The organism is Xanthomonas sp. WHRI 7064 (assembly GCF_040202355.2).
GTDB classification, from domain to species: domain Bacteria; phylum Pseudomonadota; class Gammaproteobacteria; order Xanthomonadales; family Xanthomonadaceae; genus Xanthomonas; species Xanthomonas arboricola.
Window position 1 is genome coordinate 1,986,722 of sequence record NZ_CP167821.1, and the last position, 17,396, is coordinate 2,004,117.

12 protein-coding genes and 2 pseudogenes are annotated in these 17,396 nt (G+C 64.2%); 6 read left to right on the forward strand and 8 right to left on the reverse strand.

All coding sequences use genetic code 11. From position 1 onward, the window contains the following. Positions 1–8: 8 nt before the first annotated feature. A pseudogene (locus ABQY74_RS08645) lies at positions 9–700 on the reverse strand (DNA/RNA non-specific endonuclease). Here ABQY74_RS08645 and ABQY74_RS08650 point away from each other — a divergent pair. From ABQY74_RS08650 to ABQY74_RS08660, 3 genes and pseudogenes are all read left to right on the forward strand, one after another. Continuing rightward, positions 665–1,156, forward strand: a pseudogene (locus ABQY74_RS08650) (hypothetical protein); the annotation flags it as partial. The pseudogenes ABQY74_RS08645 and ABQY74_RS08650 sit on opposite strands and share 36 nt — an antisense overlap. 393 nt (positions 1,157–1,549) lie before the next feature. Further along, positions 1,550–2,626 carry a catalase family protein gene (locus ABQY74_RS08655; protein ID WP_349794324.1) on the forward strand — a complete coding sequence of 359 codons (1,077 nt, stop codon included), beginning with the start codon at positions 1,550–1,552 and terminating at the stop codon, positions 2,624–2,626. 309 nt (positions 2,627–2,935) lie between these two features. Continuing rightward, on the forward strand, positions 2,936–4,729 hold the full coding sequence (locus ABQY74_RS08660) for a methyl-accepting chemotaxis protein (protein ID WP_349794322.1): 1,794 nt from the start codon (positions 2,936–2,938) through the stop codon (positions 4,727–4,729). A gap of 137 nt (positions 4,730–4,866) precedes the next feature. Here the strand turns inward: ABQY74_RS08660 and ABQY74_RS08665 are convergent, their stop codons facing one another. Beyond that, positions 4,867–5,241 carry a nuclear transport factor 2 family protein gene (locus tag ABQY74_RS08665; protein ID WP_349794320.1) on the reverse strand — a complete coding sequence of 125 codons (375 nt, stop codon included), beginning with the start codon at positions 5,239–5,241 and terminating at the stop codon, positions 4,867–4,869. 117 nt (positions 5,242–5,358) lie between these two features. Then, on the reverse strand, positions 5,359–5,910 hold the full coding sequence (locus tag ABQY74_RS08670) for a CPBP family intramembrane glutamic endopeptidase (protein WP_349794358.1): 552 nt from the start codon (positions 5,908–5,910) through the stop codon (positions 5,359–5,361). Between the two features lie 675 nt (positions 5,911–6,585). Between ABQY74_RS08670 and ABQY74_RS08675 the strand changes: the two genes are divergently transcribed. Continuing rightward, positions 6,586–6,978, forward strand: coding sequence for a hypothetical protein (locus ABQY74_RS08675; protein WP_372470070.1), 393 nt, complete (start codon positions 6,586–6,588; stop codon positions 6,976–6,978). 192 nt (positions 6,979–7,170) lie between these two features. Here ABQY74_RS08675 and ABQY74_RS08680 read toward each other — a convergent pair whose 3' ends face one another. Further along, positions 7,171–7,602 (reverse strand): carboxymuconolactone decarboxylase family protein, encoded by a 432-nt coding sequence (locus ABQY74_RS08680; protein WP_167704123.1) that lies wholly within the window; start codon positions 7,600–7,602, stop codon positions 7,171–7,173. Positions 7,603–7,821: 219 nt separating this feature from the next. Here ABQY74_RS08680 and ABQY74_RS08685 point away from each other — a divergent pair, with 219 nt between their 5' ends. After that, positions 7,822–9,288, forward strand: a complete 1,467-nt coding sequence (locus ABQY74_RS08685) for a PLP-dependent aminotransferase family protein (protein WP_349794318.1) — start codon at positions 7,822–7,824, stop codon at positions 9,286–9,288. A 10-nt stretch (positions 9,289–9,298) separates the two neighbouring features. On the opposite strand, the gene ABQY74_RS08690 is transcribed toward ABQY74_RS08685, so the two are convergent. The 4 genes from ABQY74_RS08690 to ABQY74_RS08705 form a co-directional block, all read right to left on the reverse strand. Beyond that, positions 9,299–9,715 (reverse strand): hypothetical protein, encoded by a 417-nt coding sequence (locus ABQY74_RS08690; RefSeq protein ID WP_349794317.1) that lies wholly within the window; start codon positions 9,713–9,715, stop codon positions 9,299–9,301. 172 nt (positions 9,716–9,887) lie between these two features. Further along, positions 9,888–11,999: a methyl-accepting chemotaxis protein gene (locus ABQY74_RS08695; RefSeq protein WP_349794316.1), complete on the reverse strand. Its 2,112-nt coding sequence runs from the start codon at positions 11,997–11,999 to the stop codon at positions 9,888–9,890. A 414-nt stretch (positions 12,000–12,413) separates the two neighbouring features. Next, the gene (locus ABQY74_RS08700) at positions 12,414–13,598 is read right to left on the reverse strand and encodes an FAD-dependent monooxygenase (RefSeq protein ID WP_349794315.1); all 1,185 of its coding nucleotides are present in this window, start codon (positions 13,596–13,598) and stop codon (positions 12,414–12,416) included. 37 nt (positions 13,599–13,635) lie between these two features. Beyond that, on the reverse strand, positions 13,636–14,100 hold the full coding sequence (locus ABQY74_RS08705) for a MarR family winged helix-turn-helix transcriptional regulator (RefSeq protein ID WP_349794356.1): 465 nt from the start codon (positions 14,098–14,100) through the stop codon (positions 13,636–13,638). 418 nt (positions 14,101–14,518) lie between these two features. Here ABQY74_RS08705 and ABQY74_RS08710 point away from each other — a divergent pair, with 418 nt between their 5' ends. Beyond that, positions 14,519–17,377: a PAS domain-containing sensor histidine kinase gene (locus tag ABQY74_RS08710; protein WP_126968418.1), complete on the forward strand. Its 2,859-nt coding sequence runs from the start codon at positions 14,519–14,521 to the stop codon at positions 17,375–17,377. Positions 17,378–17,396 lie beyond the last annotated feature (19 nt).

Below are 17,396 nucleotides of genomic sequence, written 5' to 3' on the forward strand. Positions count from 1 at the left end.
CGAAAGACTCAGCTCAAGTCACAACCGCTGGGTGCGGCCAAGTAGTGGCTGGCAGCATCGCCTTGACGTTGGCCGGTGCTGAGATGCCAATCGTGCTGGCGCCAAACGTGTCTTCTAGCTCGTTGATGCTGACGATGTAGCTGTCCAGCGACCCGAGCGTGGCACTGTTCGGGATCAGCCAGCTGATGGCCCGTGAGCCACCGTCAGGGTTGGCCGTGATGATGGTCTTCCAGAAGAAATCTGGGGTGCGGATGCCATGGCTTGTCAGGAAGTAATCGTTGGTCGTGTCGCTGTAGATGACCCCGCCATAGACCTGGACGCTGGCGATATCGCGGTAACACTCGGCGACTTCTTCCGCCCGCACCCAGATGCCTTGGTTGAAGCTGGCGACCTGAGGAACGATGTTAGACATCAGGTTGGCGCGGCGGATGTAGGTGGCGTTGTAGTCCATGTGATTGGACGTAACCAGATGTCCCCGGTCGTATCCCGAACGCACGCTGGCGTAGGAGGCGCTGGACGTTTGGCCGGCGCAGCCGCTGGGCAGTTCGGTATCCAGGTTGAAGCTGGACGGCCGAGCCGCCGAGCCGTTGTCCGCCTGCAGCACGTATTCGTAACGAAGCGCGGTGCGGTTCGTGCAGTCGTAGCTCAAGCCTCCGTTCAATGTGCGCAGGCAGACGATTACGCGCTGCAGTCGCGCAATGGTCGAAAGTTCTGCGAAGCGCTCTCCGGCGGGCGTGCCCAGCTCCAGGCAGGGGATAGAGTGGCATCAGGCATTCAGCTCACGCTGTCAGGTCGCGAGGCGCCGCTCGTCATTGCCCTGGACCAGAAGGCCGATGCAGCGTTGACCGAAGGAGGGCGCTGGCGCTCAAACGCCCTGACGTCGGCGCAGCTGGACCTGGTGGCGACGGCGGTCCGGCCGGGTGATGTGGTCGGTCGCCTGCGCTATGGCGCTCCTCGGGACTGCCAAGTGGAATTGCGCTATGCCGGGCATGAGGCAGGTGCTTTGACTGCCTGGATCGGTGCCAACGATAGCGGCTACTGCCGGCGGCTCAGCGGCAGCCAAGCCAGGATGCAGATGCGTCCCGACGGCAGCGCCGCGCTTTCGCTGCTCTTGAACGGTCAACGCGATATGGCGTTGTTTGAGCGGGTGCCCTGACCTCGGTGCAGGTGCAGGCTGCCAGCGCGACAACACCGCCGTCTTTCAAACGGTGATTACTGTGTGTCGGCGTGCTGATGGAAGTTAATCCTTGCGGCAGCGAACGAGGAAAAACATCAGGGGCGTGGCCTGGCTATAAATTGTTCATGAAATGAGCAAGATCAGCCGCCTGCGAGGACTGCCGCGGGTTTCTCCAAGGAAGCGGCAGCTTCGACTAGAAAAACGAAAGGAATGCCGGGCGTAGGCTGGATCGCGCGTCTATTAGCCATTGCCATTGCAACGGCAGGCCAGTGTAGGCGTGCGGCCCTCGACAAGTGACTGCCTACGGCTTCGACGGAGCGTAAACAGCGGGTGTAGCACATTGGCCTGACCAGCCATAAAGCCAGGAACCTCATGAACGCGCCCGTCGAATATCGCCCCGATCTGGAAACGCCCAGCGTCAGTGAGCATGAAACCATTCGTTCCCTGGAAGCGCTGTTCGTTGACATGGCAACGACCGTGGCGGAAAAGGAGGGGCATGCGCACCGCGCAGTCCATGCGAAAGGGCAGGGCCTGTTCACCGCCAGACTCAGCGTATTCAACGATCTGCCCGAAGAGCTGCGACAAGGCCTGTTTGCAGGGCCTGGGCAGTACGATGCTTACATCCGTCTGTCATCGCCACCTGCAGAACAACTGAGCGATGCTGTCTCGACCCCGCGCGCCCTGGCGTTGAAGGTGTTGGGTGTCAGCGGTGAGCGTGTCGAGGGCGGAGACGAGAAGCACAGCCAGGATTTCTTGATGGTCAATGGCCCTTCCTTCACTACCCCCGGTCCCGACGGGTTCTTGCGTAATTTCCGGGTGCTGGCGACGACTACGGAAAAGGCGCCAGGTGCCAAGGCGGCGCTTTCGAAAGTGCTTCGGGGTGTCGAGCACACGCTTGAAAAGATCGGCGGGGGAAGCGGCAGCATCAAGCAGATGGGCGGACAGCCGCAGGTTCATCCGCTGGGCGAGACGTTTTTCTCGCAGGTGCCGTACCTCTACGGGCGTTACATCGCCAAGTTCTCGCTGGCGCCGGTGTCCAGCAATCTCGTTGAACTCGATGGGCAGGAAGTTGGCGACTCCCAGGACGCGCAGCGCGAGGCCGTTCATCACGCCATCAGCACCCTGGACAGCCCGGCCGAGTGGGAGCTACGCGTGCAGCTGTGCCGGGACGTGGAGAAGATGCCGGTCGAGGATGCGTCGATAGAGTGGTCGCAATCCATCAGCCCCTTTGTGGCAGTCGCGCGCGTGGTGGTCGAGCGCCAGGCCGGTTGGGACGGAGAGAACTCGCAGCAGCTGGAAGACCGCATCGCCTTCTCGCCGTGGCATGCCTTGGCCGCGCACCGGCCGCTGGGCGCCATCAACCGGGCGCGCCGTATCGTGATGGCAGCCTCGCGCCGATTCCGCTCCGAGTTCAATCGCTGCCCGATTCACGAGCCGACTGGCGTCTAGCTGTTCTCGCTGCGTGCCCGTGTCATGCAGTCTCTCTGCATCCGCGGGCCGGAGTGCCCCGGATCGCAGCTGCCAGGCAAGGATTTTGAGAAGTCGTTGAGCGACTGCGGCGACCAGCTTGGCATGTCAGGGTGACCGCCGCCGCATTTGGCAAGGAGTAGCAGACCGCGGGCTCGATCCATCAGGACTGGTGCTTCTGCCTAGCTGAATGCTTGACTCACCCAGGGTGGTGGATCGGGAAAGGACCATCAAGAAAGGCCGTTTGCCGCCGCTAGGGACGCATCCCCAACGCAAGCAGCAGAGGCCGCTATGTTTTTCTCCGATAGCCACAAGGTGGACGCACTGACCAAGGCGGTTGATGCCACGTTGAAAGGTGGCAGTGCGCAGTGGCCCAACAACGGATCGGCTCTGCTGCTCAAGAAGATGGCCGAACGCTTGTATGCGGCCCAGCAGGAGCGCGACCTGGCCAAGGCACAGGCGGAAGACGCGACCACCGCGTTGCGCCATCTGGAGGGCCGTTTCGAGCTGGTCGCCAGCGGTACGACCGACGGGCTCTGGGATATTGGCGTCATCGCCGGCGATCCCAGCCACCCCGACAGCCCGGTGTGGTGGTCGCCGCAGATGCGCCGGCTGCTGGGCTTTGCCTCTGAACAGGATTTTCCCAATGTCCTGGACAGCTGGGTCGCATGCCTGCACCCGGATGACAAGCAGCCGACGCTGGATGCCTTCGCGGCACACCTTGCCGATCGCAGCGGTCGAACGCCCTACGACGTCGAAAACCGCCTGCGTCTGAAATCCGGCAAATATCGCTGGTTCCGCGCATTCGGCACCACCGAGCGCGATGCGCAGGGCTTGCCGCTCCGTGTGGCGGGTTCGCTCACCGATATCACCGAGCGCCGCGAGCGCGAGCAGTTCCTCGACATCACGCTGACGCGCTTCGAGCTCGGCTCGCAGATGCTCAGCGACGGCTTGTGGGACATGAGCGTGATCGCAGGTGACCCGATCAATCCGAATAACGAATTCTGGTGGTCGCAGCAGTTCCGCCATCTGCTCGGCTTCGAGTCCGAGCAGGACTTCCCCAATGTGCTCGATAGCTGGGCGTCACGGCTGCACCCGGAAGACAAGGAGCGTTCTTTGAACGCGTTCGCGGCGCATTTGAACGACCGAAGTGGCCGCACCAACTTCGATATCGAGTATCGCCTGCAGCTCAAGAACGGCCAGTACCGCTGGTTCCGCGCACGCGGCCTAACCAAGCGCGCTGCCGATGGCACGCCGTTGCGCGCGGTTGGAGCATTGATGGACGTGGAAGCCGGGCGTCAGCTGGGCGAGGTGGCAAATACGCTCAGCAGTGCGGCAGGCGATATCGTGCGCAGCAACGATGACCTGTCGCGGCGCACGGAGCAGCAGGCGGCGGCGCTCGAGGAGACTGCAAGCTCCATGGAGGAGATGACCAGCATCGTTCGCAAGAACGCCGAAGGTGCGCGTCAGGCCAATTCGCTGGCGAGCAAGGCCGCGGAGACCGCGTTGCATGGCGGTGAGCTGGTCAATGGTGTCGTCAGCACCATGGCGGCAATCCAGGCGTCGTCGCGGAAGATCGGCGAAATCATCACCGTCATCGATGGCATCGCGTTCCAGACCAATATCCTTGCCTTGAACGCGGCCGTGGAAGCGGCGCGGGCTGGCGAGCAGGGACGTGGCTTTGCGGTCGTCGCGTCCGAGGTGCGTAGCCTCGCGCAGCGCTGCACCATGGCCGCCAAGGAGATCCGCGACCTGATCGCCGATTCGGGTGCGAAGGTGGGGCAGGGCGCGGAGCAGGTCAACGTGGCGGGCAAGGCCATGGAAGAACTGCTTTCCTCGGTGCGGCAGGTCAACGACATCATGAGCGGCATCGCCGCGGCCAGTCACGAGCAAAGCGCTGGCATCGAGCAGATCAATCAAACCATCTCGCAGATGGATGCAGCGACCCAGCAAAACTCCGCTCTTGTTGACACCATGGCATCGTCGGCCCGTGCACTTGAGGATCAGGCGACGGCGTTGGTGGAGAGTGTTGCCAACAGCTCACGCAGCGTCGCCGGCAAGACGAAGCTCGCATTGGCTGCATAACGCGTGTAGCCGGTGCCACCCTGTGACCCGGTAATGCCGGGAAGCAGGGCGGTGCACTGGAAACCAGAATGCGTTCAATGGCTTTTCTACGCTCGGCCTGAAAAGGCGCCCGGTCTAGACCGATCGCCTGAAATGTTTCATCGGGCAGGTGCGGTGTCGATGCGTGCGCCCGTCACGAATGAGGCTCTCTGGATTTTTCCATCGGCCACCTCGTAGATGCATAGCATCTCAACAAGGCCGATCCCGTCTGGAAAGTTGCGGGTGATGCGCTCCGCGTCGGTGACGATGTTGCCGACGACGGTCCGCGACAACAGCCGCGCATGCAGGTCCGGCTCTTGAAAGCGGGCCAGAAACCGCTCGCGAAGCATGGCATGCCCCTTGGCCAGCTGTGGTCCGTGCAAGGTGTAATGCTCGGCATCGTCAGCATAGGTGGCCAGCAAGGCGTCGATATCCTTGGCGTTGTAGGCGTCCAGCTGCGCTTGAACGATCGAGAGCACGCTATCGGTGGTCATGTCTGACAATGCTCGTGTAGAGAAGGACAAGCCGCTATCGTCCAGCATCCGTGGATGACGTGCCAAGGATTTGCTGGCAGTGAGGCACCGGGGCAAGCGGATCCTGGTGGGTGTCTGCTAGTACCAACCCAGATACAGCGTCGCAATGCCCCAGGTGTCGATCAAGCCATGCGCCAGGATCATCGCCCAGAGGTTGCGTCGTGATCGCAGATAGACATAGCCGAACAACGCGCCGACAAGCCCGGTCAGCAACACCCCCGAGATGCCTTGGGTCAGGTGCATCGCGCCAAACAGGGCTCCCCCTGCCAGTGCCGCCATCACGCGTCCGCCAGGATAGCGGCTCAGCAGGTGATCGAGGTGGTGCATCAGGAACGCACGGAAGACCAGTTCCTCGCCAAGCGCCGCGCTGAGCCAGGCGCCGCCTGCCAGGTGGGCGGCCGCGTTGACGTTGCCAAGCAGTGCGCCGTAGCCGCTGTAGTCGGCTTTGGTGCCGGTCAGCGCATCGATCAGCGGTTGCACGAACGGATTGATGACGCCGATGACCAGCGCGAGCAGCAGCAGCGTCCAGCCGAGCAAGGCGCGAGACGGCTGAGGCTTTAATCCACAGGCACTCAGCGAGCGCGTTTCCAGCCAGACCAAGGCAATCCCTAGAATGCCGACAAGCGGCATCCGCCAGGGAAACTGCACCCAGCGGTAGTGCGCCAGTGCGAGGATGACTGCGATCGCTGCGATGCGTGCCAGAGGATGTCCCAGTGCAGGGATGCCCGGGTGGAGATGTGCGCTTGAGGAGCCTTGTTGAAACATGCTGGACGAAGGATCGAGTAGGTCCTCGAACGGTAACCACGGGAGCGACAAGCGTCCTGTGCCAGAGGGCATGGGTTGCTGACTGCGACGAGGGACAGACATGCGCTGTTTCAGGCGCTCGACCGTGATCCGCACATTGAAGTAGGGCCGGCCGATGTCGCCGTGTGCGGTGAAGACGCTGCTGGCAGCGGCTGATTTCAACATTCATCACTGATGGGTTTGCATTGAGTTCAAGCAATGTCTGCATCAGCACAGTTTTTCAGTTGGCAGCCGCTCCATGCTCTCATTTCATTTTCTGGTGACGTAGTGGCTGGGGATTCGTTTCAGCTTGGACTGCACATCGCTTCGAAATGACGATGTCCTTGGTGCCTTCGCCGTGCGGCCCTGGTTGCCTGATTACAGCTTGAGCATTGATTGCCGCGCTCAACGTCAGCTGGTATCGATCATCTCAAGCGATGGTTCTTCGTTATAGAAACTGCGTTGGCTAGTGGTGACCGCTGACGTCTGTCATGCAGTGCTCTGCTTGAACTCGGCATCACCTTGCTTGTTCAGCTGTGTTTGCGCCGACCGGCAAAACGCACCACCAAGGACATGTGGATCCGGATACGCTATGCGCTTCCCACAGCGTTGTTGAAAGGTATGGAGCAGTTGAACGAGCAATGGATGACAGCGGTTGTGGATGCCTTGAGCGACCTGCAGGCAGCAAGGGTGGCTCAGGGCGCGGTGCTTGAGGCCCTGGTTGCTTCGCATCCATCCCCGGTGCTGCTGATGCGGTGTTGGGATCGCCTTTCCTCCTCCTTGGTTGCGACCGTTTCGCAACACAAGGCCTCGTCGACAATGGCAAAGCCGATCGAGGCGTATACGCTTGAGCAGTTGGCAGCGTGGACGGATCGAATGGAGCGCTGTTTTCCCCAGGCCAGAGGGCAATCCTAGCCTGGGCTACTGCAAGGCAGCGCTTGCCATCCCGCTCGATGCACAGCACCTGGCCATCCAGTGCGTAGCGTAGTCATACGCCGCGCCTGGATCAGCGAAGGCAACAATGAGCAGTTGCCAGCAGTGCAGTGTGCTGGCGCCGGACGCTAGCCGGCCGAACAGAGCGGGCAGTCTGCATCGACGTGCTGGGGCTTACTGACGCATACCAATCGCCAAACGATTGAATGCGGCCATCAGCGCGATGGCAAAGCTCAGGTCGGCAATCTCGGCGTCACTGAAATGGGCTTTCAGAAGAGCAAAGTCATCGTCAGGGGCTCGGCTGTTTGCAATATCTGTCAAAGATTCGGTCCACCCCAGGGCCACGCGCTCACGTTCGCTGAAATGCGGACTCACCCGCCACCCGGCCAGGCTGTCCAACTTGGCGTCGGGCATGCCGCCGGCACGTAATGCAGCAGCGTGCATTTCCAGGCAGAAGGCGCAGCCGTTGAGTTGCGAAACGCGCAGGTAGACAAGTTCAATCAAGGGCTTGCCGAGGCTGCTCTGCTCCAGTGCTTTCTTGGTGATGCCAAATCCTTTATAGGCATCTGGAGATAGGGTTTGGTAAGGCAAACGACGTGTGGTCACGCAGAATCCAGTCTTGAGTCAGTGGCAGCAAGCAGCCGTTTTTAGGGAGGCAAACCCGCTGATGCTGCCGTTGCGCCAACGAGGCCGCAGAACAGGAATGAGCGGCGAGCAATGTTCGGGTGCCCGGCGGAACTTTTGCCGCATCTTGTGCGGCCGCGTCTACTTTAAGAGACTGATGTCCCAGCTGGATGGGGCAAGAATTGAAGATCCGAGTAGGACATGAGTGACAGGGGGCAGTGCGAGCCGGCGCGCGACTTGCCGATGTTTTTGCAGTTGTATTGGCGCTACCGAAACGCAATTGCGCAAGGCGGGCTGCGCCCGGGTGACCGGGTACCTTCGGTGCGCAGTCTTGCCAGCGAAGTAGGGGTTGCGCGTGGAACGGTAGAGAAGGCTTACGAGTTGCTCGTGAGTGAGGGCTACCTTCTGACCAGGGGGCCAGCCGGAACCGTGGTGTCGCCCATGGCGTGCAGCGTGGGCGCTGGCCGGCGTCAGCGTCACCCTCCGCCGCGCGCGGCGCCTTCGCTGGACACGTCGTCTGCAGGCGTGCTCAGCAGGCCCTTCCAACTCGGCGTGCCGGCGTTCGATGCATTCCCCTGCAAGGTGTGGAAACGCCTGGCGGGGCGTCACCTGCGCTCGCTGGATACGGCAGCCATGGGCTACCCTGAAGCGGCAGGTCATGAGCCGTTACGCCGTGCCATTGCCAACTACCTGGCCAGCGCTCGAGGCGTTGCCTGCACATACGAACAGGTGTTCGTGACCGCAGGCTACCCGGGTGCCCTGGACTTGATCTGTCGCACCCTGCTGAAAACAGGAGATGTCGGCTGGTACGAAGATCCGGGCTATCTGTTCGCCCGCCAGTTCCTGCAGCGCTCCGGGATGCAGCTGCAGCCGGTGCCAGTAGACGAGGAGGGCTTGAACGTAGGCGAAGGTCTGAAGCAAAGCCCTGCGGCGCGATTCGCCGTGGTCACACCTGCCCATCAAAGCCCGACGGGCGTGGCACTGTCATTGCCTCGCCGCCTGCAATTGCTGGACTGGGCCAGCCAGGTCAATGGATGGGTGATAGAAGACGATTACGACAGCGAATTTCGTTACCACGGCCGGCCCCTCACGGCGCTCAGTAGCCTGGATGACAATGATCGCGTGCTCTATACGGGGTCTTTCAGCAAGGTGCTTTTCCCTGGTCTTCGCCTGGCCTATCTGGTTGTCCCCAAGGCCCAGACCGAACGTTTCGCCGATGCAGCCGGGCAGCTTGGCGGTGTGGGATCCTTCGTGTCACAGGCCACGGTCGCCGAGTTCATGGAGCAAGGGCACTTCTCCCGTCACTTGCGCAAGATGCGCACGCTCTACAGTCAGCGGCGCAGCTATTTGGTCGATGCGCTCACCGATCTCTTTGGCTCTCGCATGGCGATCCAGCCCCAGGCAGGCGGGCTCCAGGTGCTGGCCTATCCCAGCACGGGGCAAAGCGATGCGCTGCTGGCGCAGGCCGCCCAATCACACGGACTGCCACTCCAGGCATTGAGCAGGTGGCGAATGCGCCCCTCACCGTCCGGCGGTTTGCTGATGGGATTCTCAGGCTTTGCAACGCGAGAATACGCGTACGCCTCGGTTCAACGGCTACGAGCAGCGCTGGATGACGTGTGGGTGCCTGCAGGGCCTCGCGTTCGTGCTGCATCGCCCCGGGCCTGAAGCACTTTGATCAACGGCCACCCTGAAAGCGGAAGGTGAAGCGCATGTCCGACGCGGCGGCCGTTGCCGAGTCTGCTGGCGGGGCAGTGGCGGCGACCAACGTCAACTGGCCATCGGCCACAGGCACCGGGATGCCAAGGGTGAGATCGATCTGTTTGGACCAGCCGCCGCCAAGCACGGCGGCCCTGACGATCAACCGGCCTGCCACGACGCATTGCACCTCGGCCGGGCAACGGCTGTCTTCGATGACGCGGTCGGGACGTACCTTGGGGCCATCGACCGCCGCGATTTCTCCCAGCCGCACCGGGCCTTCGATGGGCTGGCTGGCAATGGGGCCAGCCGCCGCGCACGCGGCAAGCCAGGCGACCAGAAGCGTTGCAAGCACCAGCGTGCGGAAGGGGCGGAGACGTTCCATGGCGGCAATCATGCCCGTGTGTTGTGGAGATGCAAGCTGGTGTCTTCGGTGCACTGTGCGGATGTAGCGACCACATCACTGCGATGCAGCGTCATTTCGCCGTGATGCGCTCGCGCAAGTGTCAGCATTGCGCGAGCGCAGGCAGCAATACGGCCAGTCACTAAGGATCGCGCTACCCGGCCAGTCAGATCACCGAGGCATTGACCTTGAACACCTCGACCGCCTGCGTCAGCTGGGTCGAATGCGCTTCCAGCGAACGTGCCGCCGTGCTCGCGGCTTCGACCAGGCTGACGTTCTGCTGCGTGGTTTCATCCATCTGGGCGATGGTCAGGTTGACCTGTTCGATGCCGCCGGCCTGTTCCTGCGAGGCGGCGGAGATGTGGCCCATGATGTCGGTGACATGCTGGACGCTGGTGACGACCTCGCCCATGGTGGTGCCGGCCTTGTGCACCAGCGTTGCACCGTCGGCAACGCGCTGCACGGAGTCGTCGATCAGGCGTTTGATCTCCTTGGCGGCGTCCGATGAGCGGTGCGAGAGGGTGCGCACTTCCGAGGCGACCACGGCAAAACCGCGGCCTTGTTCGCCGGCGCGTGCGGCCTCGACGGCGGCATTGAGCGCGAGGATGTTGGTCTGGAAGGCGATGCCGTCGATGACCGAGATGATGTCGGCAATACGCCTGGACGAGGCTTCGATGCCGGACATCTGTTCGATGACCTGGCCAACCACGTCGCGTCCTTCCGAAGCGATGGCGGCGGCGCCCAGCGCGAGCTGGTTGGCGCGGCCGGCGTGCTCGGCATTCTGCTTGACGGTGGAGGTTAGCTCTTCCATCGAGGCGGCGGTTTCTTCCAGGCTGGCGGCCTGCTGTTCGCTGCGGCGCGACAGTTCCTGGTTGCCGCTGGCGATGTCTTCGGCGGCAAAACCGATGCTGTTGGAGGTGGTCTGGATATGCGTGACGATGTCGGTCAGGCGATGCACGGTGCTGTTGGCATCGTCGCGCATGGAGGCGAACACGCCGTGGAAGTTGCCGGTCATGCGCACGGTCAGGTCGCCATCGGCGATGCACCGCAGCAGGTCGGAAAACCTGGCCAGGTTGGTGTCGGAGGTGGCCATCATGGTGTTGAGGTTTTCGACCATCAGGCGGAAGTCGTGCTCGAACTTTTCCGGCTGGCCGCGCAGCGCGAAGTTGCCGGCGCAGGCAGCCTGGGTGAGCTGCTGGATCTGCGCGTTGATGGCGCGCAGGTTCTGCTTGACCTGCTGCATGGTGGCGGTGATGGCGGCTTTCTCGCCGGGGTATTGCTCGATTTCGGGGGCCAGGTCGCCGATGGCATAGCTGCCCATGACCTCGGTCATGCGCAGCTGGGTCTGCACGTGCGCATGCACCAGGGCGTTGGTGTCCTGCACCATGTGCCCGTATTCGCCGGGGAACTGCTGGGCGTCGGTGCGGTAGCTGATCTCGCCGGCATCGTGGCGGGCCGCCATGCTGCGCTGGGCGGAGATCACATCCTGCAGGCGGCGCTGCATCTGCTGCATGGCGCGCAGCAGCTGGCCGGATTCGTCCTTGCTGGTGGGCAGGTCCTGGCTGCGCAGGTCGCCGTCATTGATGCGCTCGGCCAGCCGCAGCGATTGCCGCAAGGGCAGCACCACGCTGCGGGTCAGCAACCACGCAATGGTGGCGCCCAGCAGCAAGGCGATGACGGTGGAGACCACCATCAGCATCGCAAAGCCGCGCGCGGTGGTCACCGCGTCCTTGGCGGCCGCGCGGTTCTTGGCCTCCTGCAGGTCGATGAAGGCGTTGATGCTGGCCAGCCAGGCGACGAAAGCAGGGCGCGCCTGCTGCAGCAGGCGTTGTTCGGCATGCGGCTTGTCGGCGCCATCGCGGAACGCGCGCACCTGCGCGATCAAGGGCATGGCGCGCTGCTCGATGGCCTTGATACGCTGGAGGATGGCCTTTTCTTCGGCGTCCGTGGAGGCCGCGATCATGTCGTCCAGTGGCTTGGCGGAGCGGGCGTAGTCCGCGGCGAGCTTGTCGATCGATTGCTCTGCCGTGTGCCGGTCTGCCGGGTCGTCCAGCAGCACGACATCGCGCAGGGCGATCGCGCGGTCGTGCACGCTGCCGCGGAAATTGATCGCATAGCGTTGCTTGACGCTGTTCACTTCGTTGATGGCGGTGAGCTGCTGGTCGATGCTGCGTACGCGCTGGATGCCGACGACGGTGAGGATCACCATCAGGACAATGATCGCGAGGAAGCCGAGGGCCAGGCGCTGACCGATGCGCAGATTCGAAAGCAGGGACATAGGGAGTTTGATCGGTGATCCGGCGAGCGGAAGAGCGGGGAGAATCCCAGCAACAGCTGGGAGGCGATGCGCCCGGGACACCGATGGGGTCGGCAGCGTCGCCGCTGCACGAAGGATGTCTCGACCTGTTCGTTAGCGGCCTGCGTCAGCGGAAATGAAACCGTCCGCCGCGGCAGGATTCATCCACGGTTGGCTTCGCAATGCCGTCAGGCCAGGGCGATCAGGACGCAAGCTACCGGTCGCGGCCGCAGCGCTGCGCTTTGGTGCCGGTCAGCGCCAGGGCAGAAGCGGATTCAGGCTCAGCGAGTGGCCGAGGCGTGGAGACGGCCGCAGCGCCGGAGCCGCGGCCGATGGCAGGCGTCGATCAGCACGCACCGTGCCGCCACCGCAGCACAGCCGCCGATTCAGACGGCCTCAGTCATAGCGCGACAGATCCGGCGCCTTCATCGACGGCGTCATCAGCTTGGCGGCAATGTTCTGGATGCTGGGTTGGCTGGCGAATTTCAGTGCGCCGTGCAGCAGCTGGATGCCGAGCCGGCTGTGTGGATTCATCAGGCGCGGGCCGATCTTCGGTACGCCCTGGCCCTGTTCCACCATCGGCCGCATGGCGTCGGCGTAGGCGGCGAAGGCCTGTTCCAGCGTCGCGGCGCGTGCGATCTCGTTGGCCAGCACGTAGCCGCCGGTGACCGCCAGGGTGGCGCCGATGCCGGCCAGCGGGGTTGCGCACCAGGCCGCGTCGCCGGTCAGCACGACGCGGCCGGCGTGCCAGCGCGGCATGCGCACCTGCCGCAAGGCATCGAAGTAGAAATCGTCGGTGGTGTCCATGCCGTCCAGCACCCGCGCAGCCTGCCAGCCGGCGTCGGCGAAGCGTTCGCGCAGATAGGCCTTCTGGGTCGCCATATCCCAGTCCTGCTCGCCCTCGGGGGCTTTCTGCAGCGACAGCATGGCGCGCGTGGTGCCGTGCTGGTCAGGGCGCAACGAGATGCTGCGCCCGCCGGTGGCGTGATACCAGCGCCACAGGCGGTCATCGTCGGCGGTGCGTGCGATGGTGAAGTAGGCGATGGTCAGATCCATCCAGCGCGGGTCGTTCTCGCCGGGGAACAGCAGCTCGCGCGTGGCCGAGCCGACGCCTTCGGCGACGATGACGGCATCGAAGCGGTCGCTGCGTCCGCTTTGGAAGTGGACGGTGGCAGCCTCGCCGTCGTCATCGATGCTGGCGATGCGGTCGCCGAACAGGTACTCGGCCTGCTGGCGGGCGGCGTCGTAGAGCAGGCGGGCGAGATCGCCGCGCAGGATTTCCAGTTCTGCGGTCGGGCCATCGCCGTCCATGTCGTCGGTCTTGAAGGTCGCCACCGCATGGCCGTGGTCGTCGACCCAGGCGGTGCCTTCCTCGCCGGTGCCGTGATCGAGTGCGGCCTGCTCCAGGCCCATGCGCTGCAGGACCTCGCGGCCGACCCCGCGCACGTCGATGTTCTGGCCGCCATCGCGAAACTGCGCGGTCTGCTCGACGACGCTGACGTCGAACCCCTGCCGGGCGAGCGCCCAGGCCACGGTGTTGCCGGCGACGCTTGCGCCGGTGATGAGGATGCGACGCGCCATGACAGATCACCCGAAAGAAGAAATATCAGAAGTGATATTACATGTCCTGGCCGCGCTGCTCCATGTTGGCGATCAGGCGCTGCATGAACGCGACAGTCTGCTGCGCCTCCTCGGGCGAGAAGTTCTTCAGCGCATCGGCATTGAGATCGATCAGTATCTTGCCGCCGATCTCGGCGATCTTGCGCCCGCGCGGCGTGAGTGAGACCACCGCGGCGCGGCGGTCCTGCGGCGCCGGGGAGCGCTTGATCAACTTCAGGCCCTCCAGCTTGTCCAGCAGGGCCACCATTGCCGGCTGCTTCACCGCCGAGTCGATCACCAGGTCGCGTTGCAGCATCGGCCCTTTCCAGGACAGCAGCATGATTGGCCCGATCAGTGCCAGCGACACGCCATGCGGCCGCAGTTGCGCATCCACCAGACGATTGAAGACCCGCGCAGCGTGGTTGGCCAGATACCCCGGTGCGACCGCAGCCAGCGGGTGAATGAGTACGTCGCGATCCTGCATCTGCGTTACCGTGCCACGCCTTTCGGCCATCTCGCGATTTTATCCGGGCACGCGCACCACGGGGCATTGCCTGCGCGCCGCGTCGAGACATCCATGCCGGCTGCCGCGCCGCAACGCGCGCCATGGTGGGGCCGGCGCGCAGTCAGCAGGCATCGTCACCTGAGTGTTGTAACGTAGGCGGGCGCTGCACGCCGGGCAGGGCGCCCACGGCGATGCCGGATGGCGCTGGTGGCAGGTCAGGCCGGCAGGTCGGCCTGGTCTGATCCTGCCAGCCGGCGATGCGCGGCGTTGGCCCCTGGTTCCTCTTCAATGGTTCGTCAAAGATGCTTGTTTGGGTAATTGGTAAACCGGCCGCGCACCGCGTTGCGCATTGCACGCAGGACGACTGCCGCTGGACGGCAGCACGATCGGGCGCCGCATGAGCGCGCCGTTTCCGTATGGCGACAGCGCCATGGCGCAAGCCGTGCGCGCCTACGACTGGGCCGCAACACCGCTGGGGCCGACCACGCAGTGGCCGTCGCCGCTGCGCAATGCGGTCAGCCTGATGCTCAGCTCGCCGGAAAGCATGTATGTGGTGTGGGGCGATGCGCTGACCTTCTTCTACAACGATGCCTATACGCCGATCCTGGGGCCGCGGCAGCCGCATGCGCTGGGTGCGCCGCTGCAGGAACTGTGGGCCGATGCCTGGGAGGCGGTGCGTGCGCCAATCGAGGCCGCGTTCGCGGGGCGCGCCTCGCGCTTCGAGGAAGTGCCGATCGGCATGAACCGCTACGGCACGCCGGAAGACACCTGGTGGACGTTCTCGTTCTCGCCGATCTATCTGGACGATGGGCGTGTGGGCGGCGCGTTCTGCGTCACCAACGAAGTCACCGACCGCAAGGTGGCGCAAAACCGGCTTGCCGATGAGCACGAGCGACTGATCCGGTTGTTCGAGCAGGCGCCGATGTTCATGGCGTTCCTGAGCGGTCCGCAGCATCGGGTGGAGTTCGCCAACCCGTGTTATTCGCGCCTGATCGGGCACCGCGACGTGATCGGCAAGCCGCTGGCCGAGGCCTTGCCGGATCTGGTCGAGCAGGGGCATCTGCATCGCCTGGACGAGGTGTACCAGTCCGGGCGTGCCTACGCGGCTAATGCGCTGGCCTATAACGTGCAGGCCGAGCCGGGCGGCCCGGTGGAGCGACGTCTGCTGGATCTGGTCTACCAGCCGATCGCCGGCGCCGACGGCACCGTCTCCGGCATCTTCGTGCAGGGTCTGGACATCACCGACCGCATCGGCCTGGAACGCGCGGTGCGCGAGGCGGAAGTGCGCAACCGGCAGATCCTGGACAGCGTGATGGACTACGCGATCATCGCCACCGACCTGCACGGCCTGGTCACGTCCTGGAACGAGGGCGCTCAGCGCATTCTTGGCTGGAGCGAGGCCGAGATGTTGGGCCAGACGCTGGAGCGCACCTTCACCCCGGAAGATGTGGAGCGGCGGCAGATCCTGATCGAGGCGGCGGCGGCGCTGGAAAGCGGCAGCGGCATGGACGAGCGCTGGCATGTGCGCAAGTCCGGCCAGCGTTTCTGGGCGAACGGGTCGCTGATGGTGCTGCGCGACGAAACCGGCGCGGCGATCGGCTTTGTCAAGGTGTTGCGCGACCGCACCGCCGAGCGGCTGGCCAGCGAGGCCCTGCGCGAGAGCGAGCGCCGGCTGGATGCGCTGGTGCGCGCGTCCTCGCAGTCGATCTTCTCGGCCAGCGCCGACTGGCGCGAGCTTCGCCAACTGGTTGGCGAGGGGGCGCTGAGCGATGCGCTCTCGGCAAGCTTGAACTGGCAGCAGGAGATGGTGCACCCGGACGATCGCGCGCGGCTGGCCGAAGCCATTGCGCATTCGATCGTCAACAAGACCGGGCTGGACGTGGAATACCGCGTGCTGGATGCCGATCAGCGGGTGGGTTGGACCCTGATGCGCGCGATCCCCTTGCTGGACGAGCGCGAGCAGATCGTGGAGTGGTTCGGCACCGCTGCCGACATCACCGACAAGCGGCTGGCCGAACAGCAGCTGCGCCAGCTGACCGAAACGCTGGAAGAGCGCGTGCGCGAACGCAGCGCGGCGCTGCTGCTGGCCGAGGAAAAGCTGCGCCAGAGCCAGAAGATGGAGGCGGTCGGCCAGCTGACCGGCGGGCTGGCGCACGACTTCAACAATCTGCTGACGGCGATAAGCGTCGGTCTGGAGCTGTTGCAGACGCGCATCGAACAGGGCAAGTACGACCGCCTGGAGCGCTACGTGGAAATGGCGCAATCCAGCGCCGCGCGCGCCACCGCACTGACCCAGCGGCTGCTGGCGTTTTCGCGCCGGCAGACCCTGGCGCCCACCGCGCTGGAGGTACAGGCACTGGTGCAGGGCATGCACGACATCATCGCGCGCACGCTTGGGCCTTCGATCGCCTTGCGGCTGCGCCCTGCAGCCGACCCCTGGAAAGTGCTGGTGGATGCGCCGCAGCTGGAAAACGCGCTATTGAACCTGTGCATCAACGCGCGCGATGCGATGCCCGATGGCGGCGAGCTCACCATCGCCGTCGCCAACCGGGTGCTGGACGCCGGCGCCGCCCAGCAGCTGGACCTGCCGATCGGCGAGTACGTGTGCCTGAGCGTGCAGGACACCGGCACCGGCATGAGCGCCGATGTGATGTCCAAGGTGTTCGAGCCGTTCTTCACCACCAAGCCGATCGGGCAGGGCACCGGTCTGGGCTTGTCGATGATCTACGGATTCACCCGCCAGTCCGGCGGCCACGTGCGGATCGATTCGGAGGTGGGCGTCGGCACCACGATGGCGTTGTACCTGCCGCGCTTCGATGGCGTGCTTGCGCAGGACGAGGCGGTGCCGGCGACCGAGCAACCGCTGCGCTCGACCGCGCCAAGCTGCACGGTGCTGCTGGTGGAAGACGAAACCGCGATCCGCGTGCTGATGTCCGAAGTGCTGAGCGAAGCGGGCTACCGCGTCATCGAGACCGCCGAAGGCAGCGCCGCAGTGGAGCGTCTGCGCTCGCAGGAGACGATCGATCTGCTGGTGACCGACGTCGGCCTGACCGGCGGATTGAACGGGCGTCAGGTCGCCGACGCGGGGCGGCAGTCGCGGCCGACGTTGCCGGTGCTGTTCGTCACCGGCTACGCGGCAACCGCCGCGGTGGGCGCCGGGCAACTGGAGGACGGCATGGAGGTGCTGACCAAGCCGTTTCTGGCCGTGGACCTGGAACGCCGCGTGGCGCAGCTGCTGGAACGCAAATCGCACTGAGGCCTGCATGCAGGCCTGG

Coding starts and splice junctions, on each gene's coding strand:
- ABQY74_RS08710 (WP_126968418.1), top strand. CDS start 14,519: ATGAGCGCGCCGTTTCCGTATGGCGACAGCGCCATGGCGCAAGCCGTG.
- ABQY74_RS08700 (WP_349794315.1), bottom strand. CDS start 13,598: ATGGCGCGTCGCATCCTCATCACCGGCGCAAGCGTCGCCGGCAACACC.
- ABQY74_RS08690 (WP_349794317.1), bottom strand. CDS start 9,715: ATGATTGCCGCCATGGAACGTCTCCGCCCCTTCCGCACGCTGGTGCTT.
- ABQY74_RS08695 (WP_349794316.1), bottom strand. CDS start 11,999: ATGTCCCTGCTTTCGAATCTGCGCATCGGTCAGCGCCTGGCCCTCGGC.
- ABQY74_RS08660 (WP_349794322.1), top strand. CDS start 2,936: ATGTTTTTCTCCGATAGCCACAAGGTGGACGCACTGACCAAGGCGGTT.
- ABQY74_RS08685 (WP_349794318.1), top strand. CDS start 7,822: ATGAGTGACAGGGGGCAGTGCGAGCCGGCGCGCGACTTGCCGATGTTT.
- ABQY74_RS08670 (WP_349794358.1), bottom strand. CDS start 5,910: ATGCCGCTTGTCGGCATTCTAGGGATTGCCTTGGTCTGGCTGGAAACG.
- ABQY74_RS08705 (WP_349794356.1), bottom strand. CDS start 14,100: ATGCAGGATCGCGACGTACTCATTCACCCGCTGGCTGCGGTCGCACCG.
- ABQY74_RS08655 (WP_349794324.1), top strand. CDS start 1,550: ATGAACGCGCCCGTCGAATATCGCCCCGATCTGGAAACGCCCAGCGTC.
- ABQY74_RS08665 (WP_349794320.1), bottom strand. CDS start 5,241: ATGACCACCGATAGCGTGCTCTCGATCGTTCAAGCGCAGCTGGACGCC.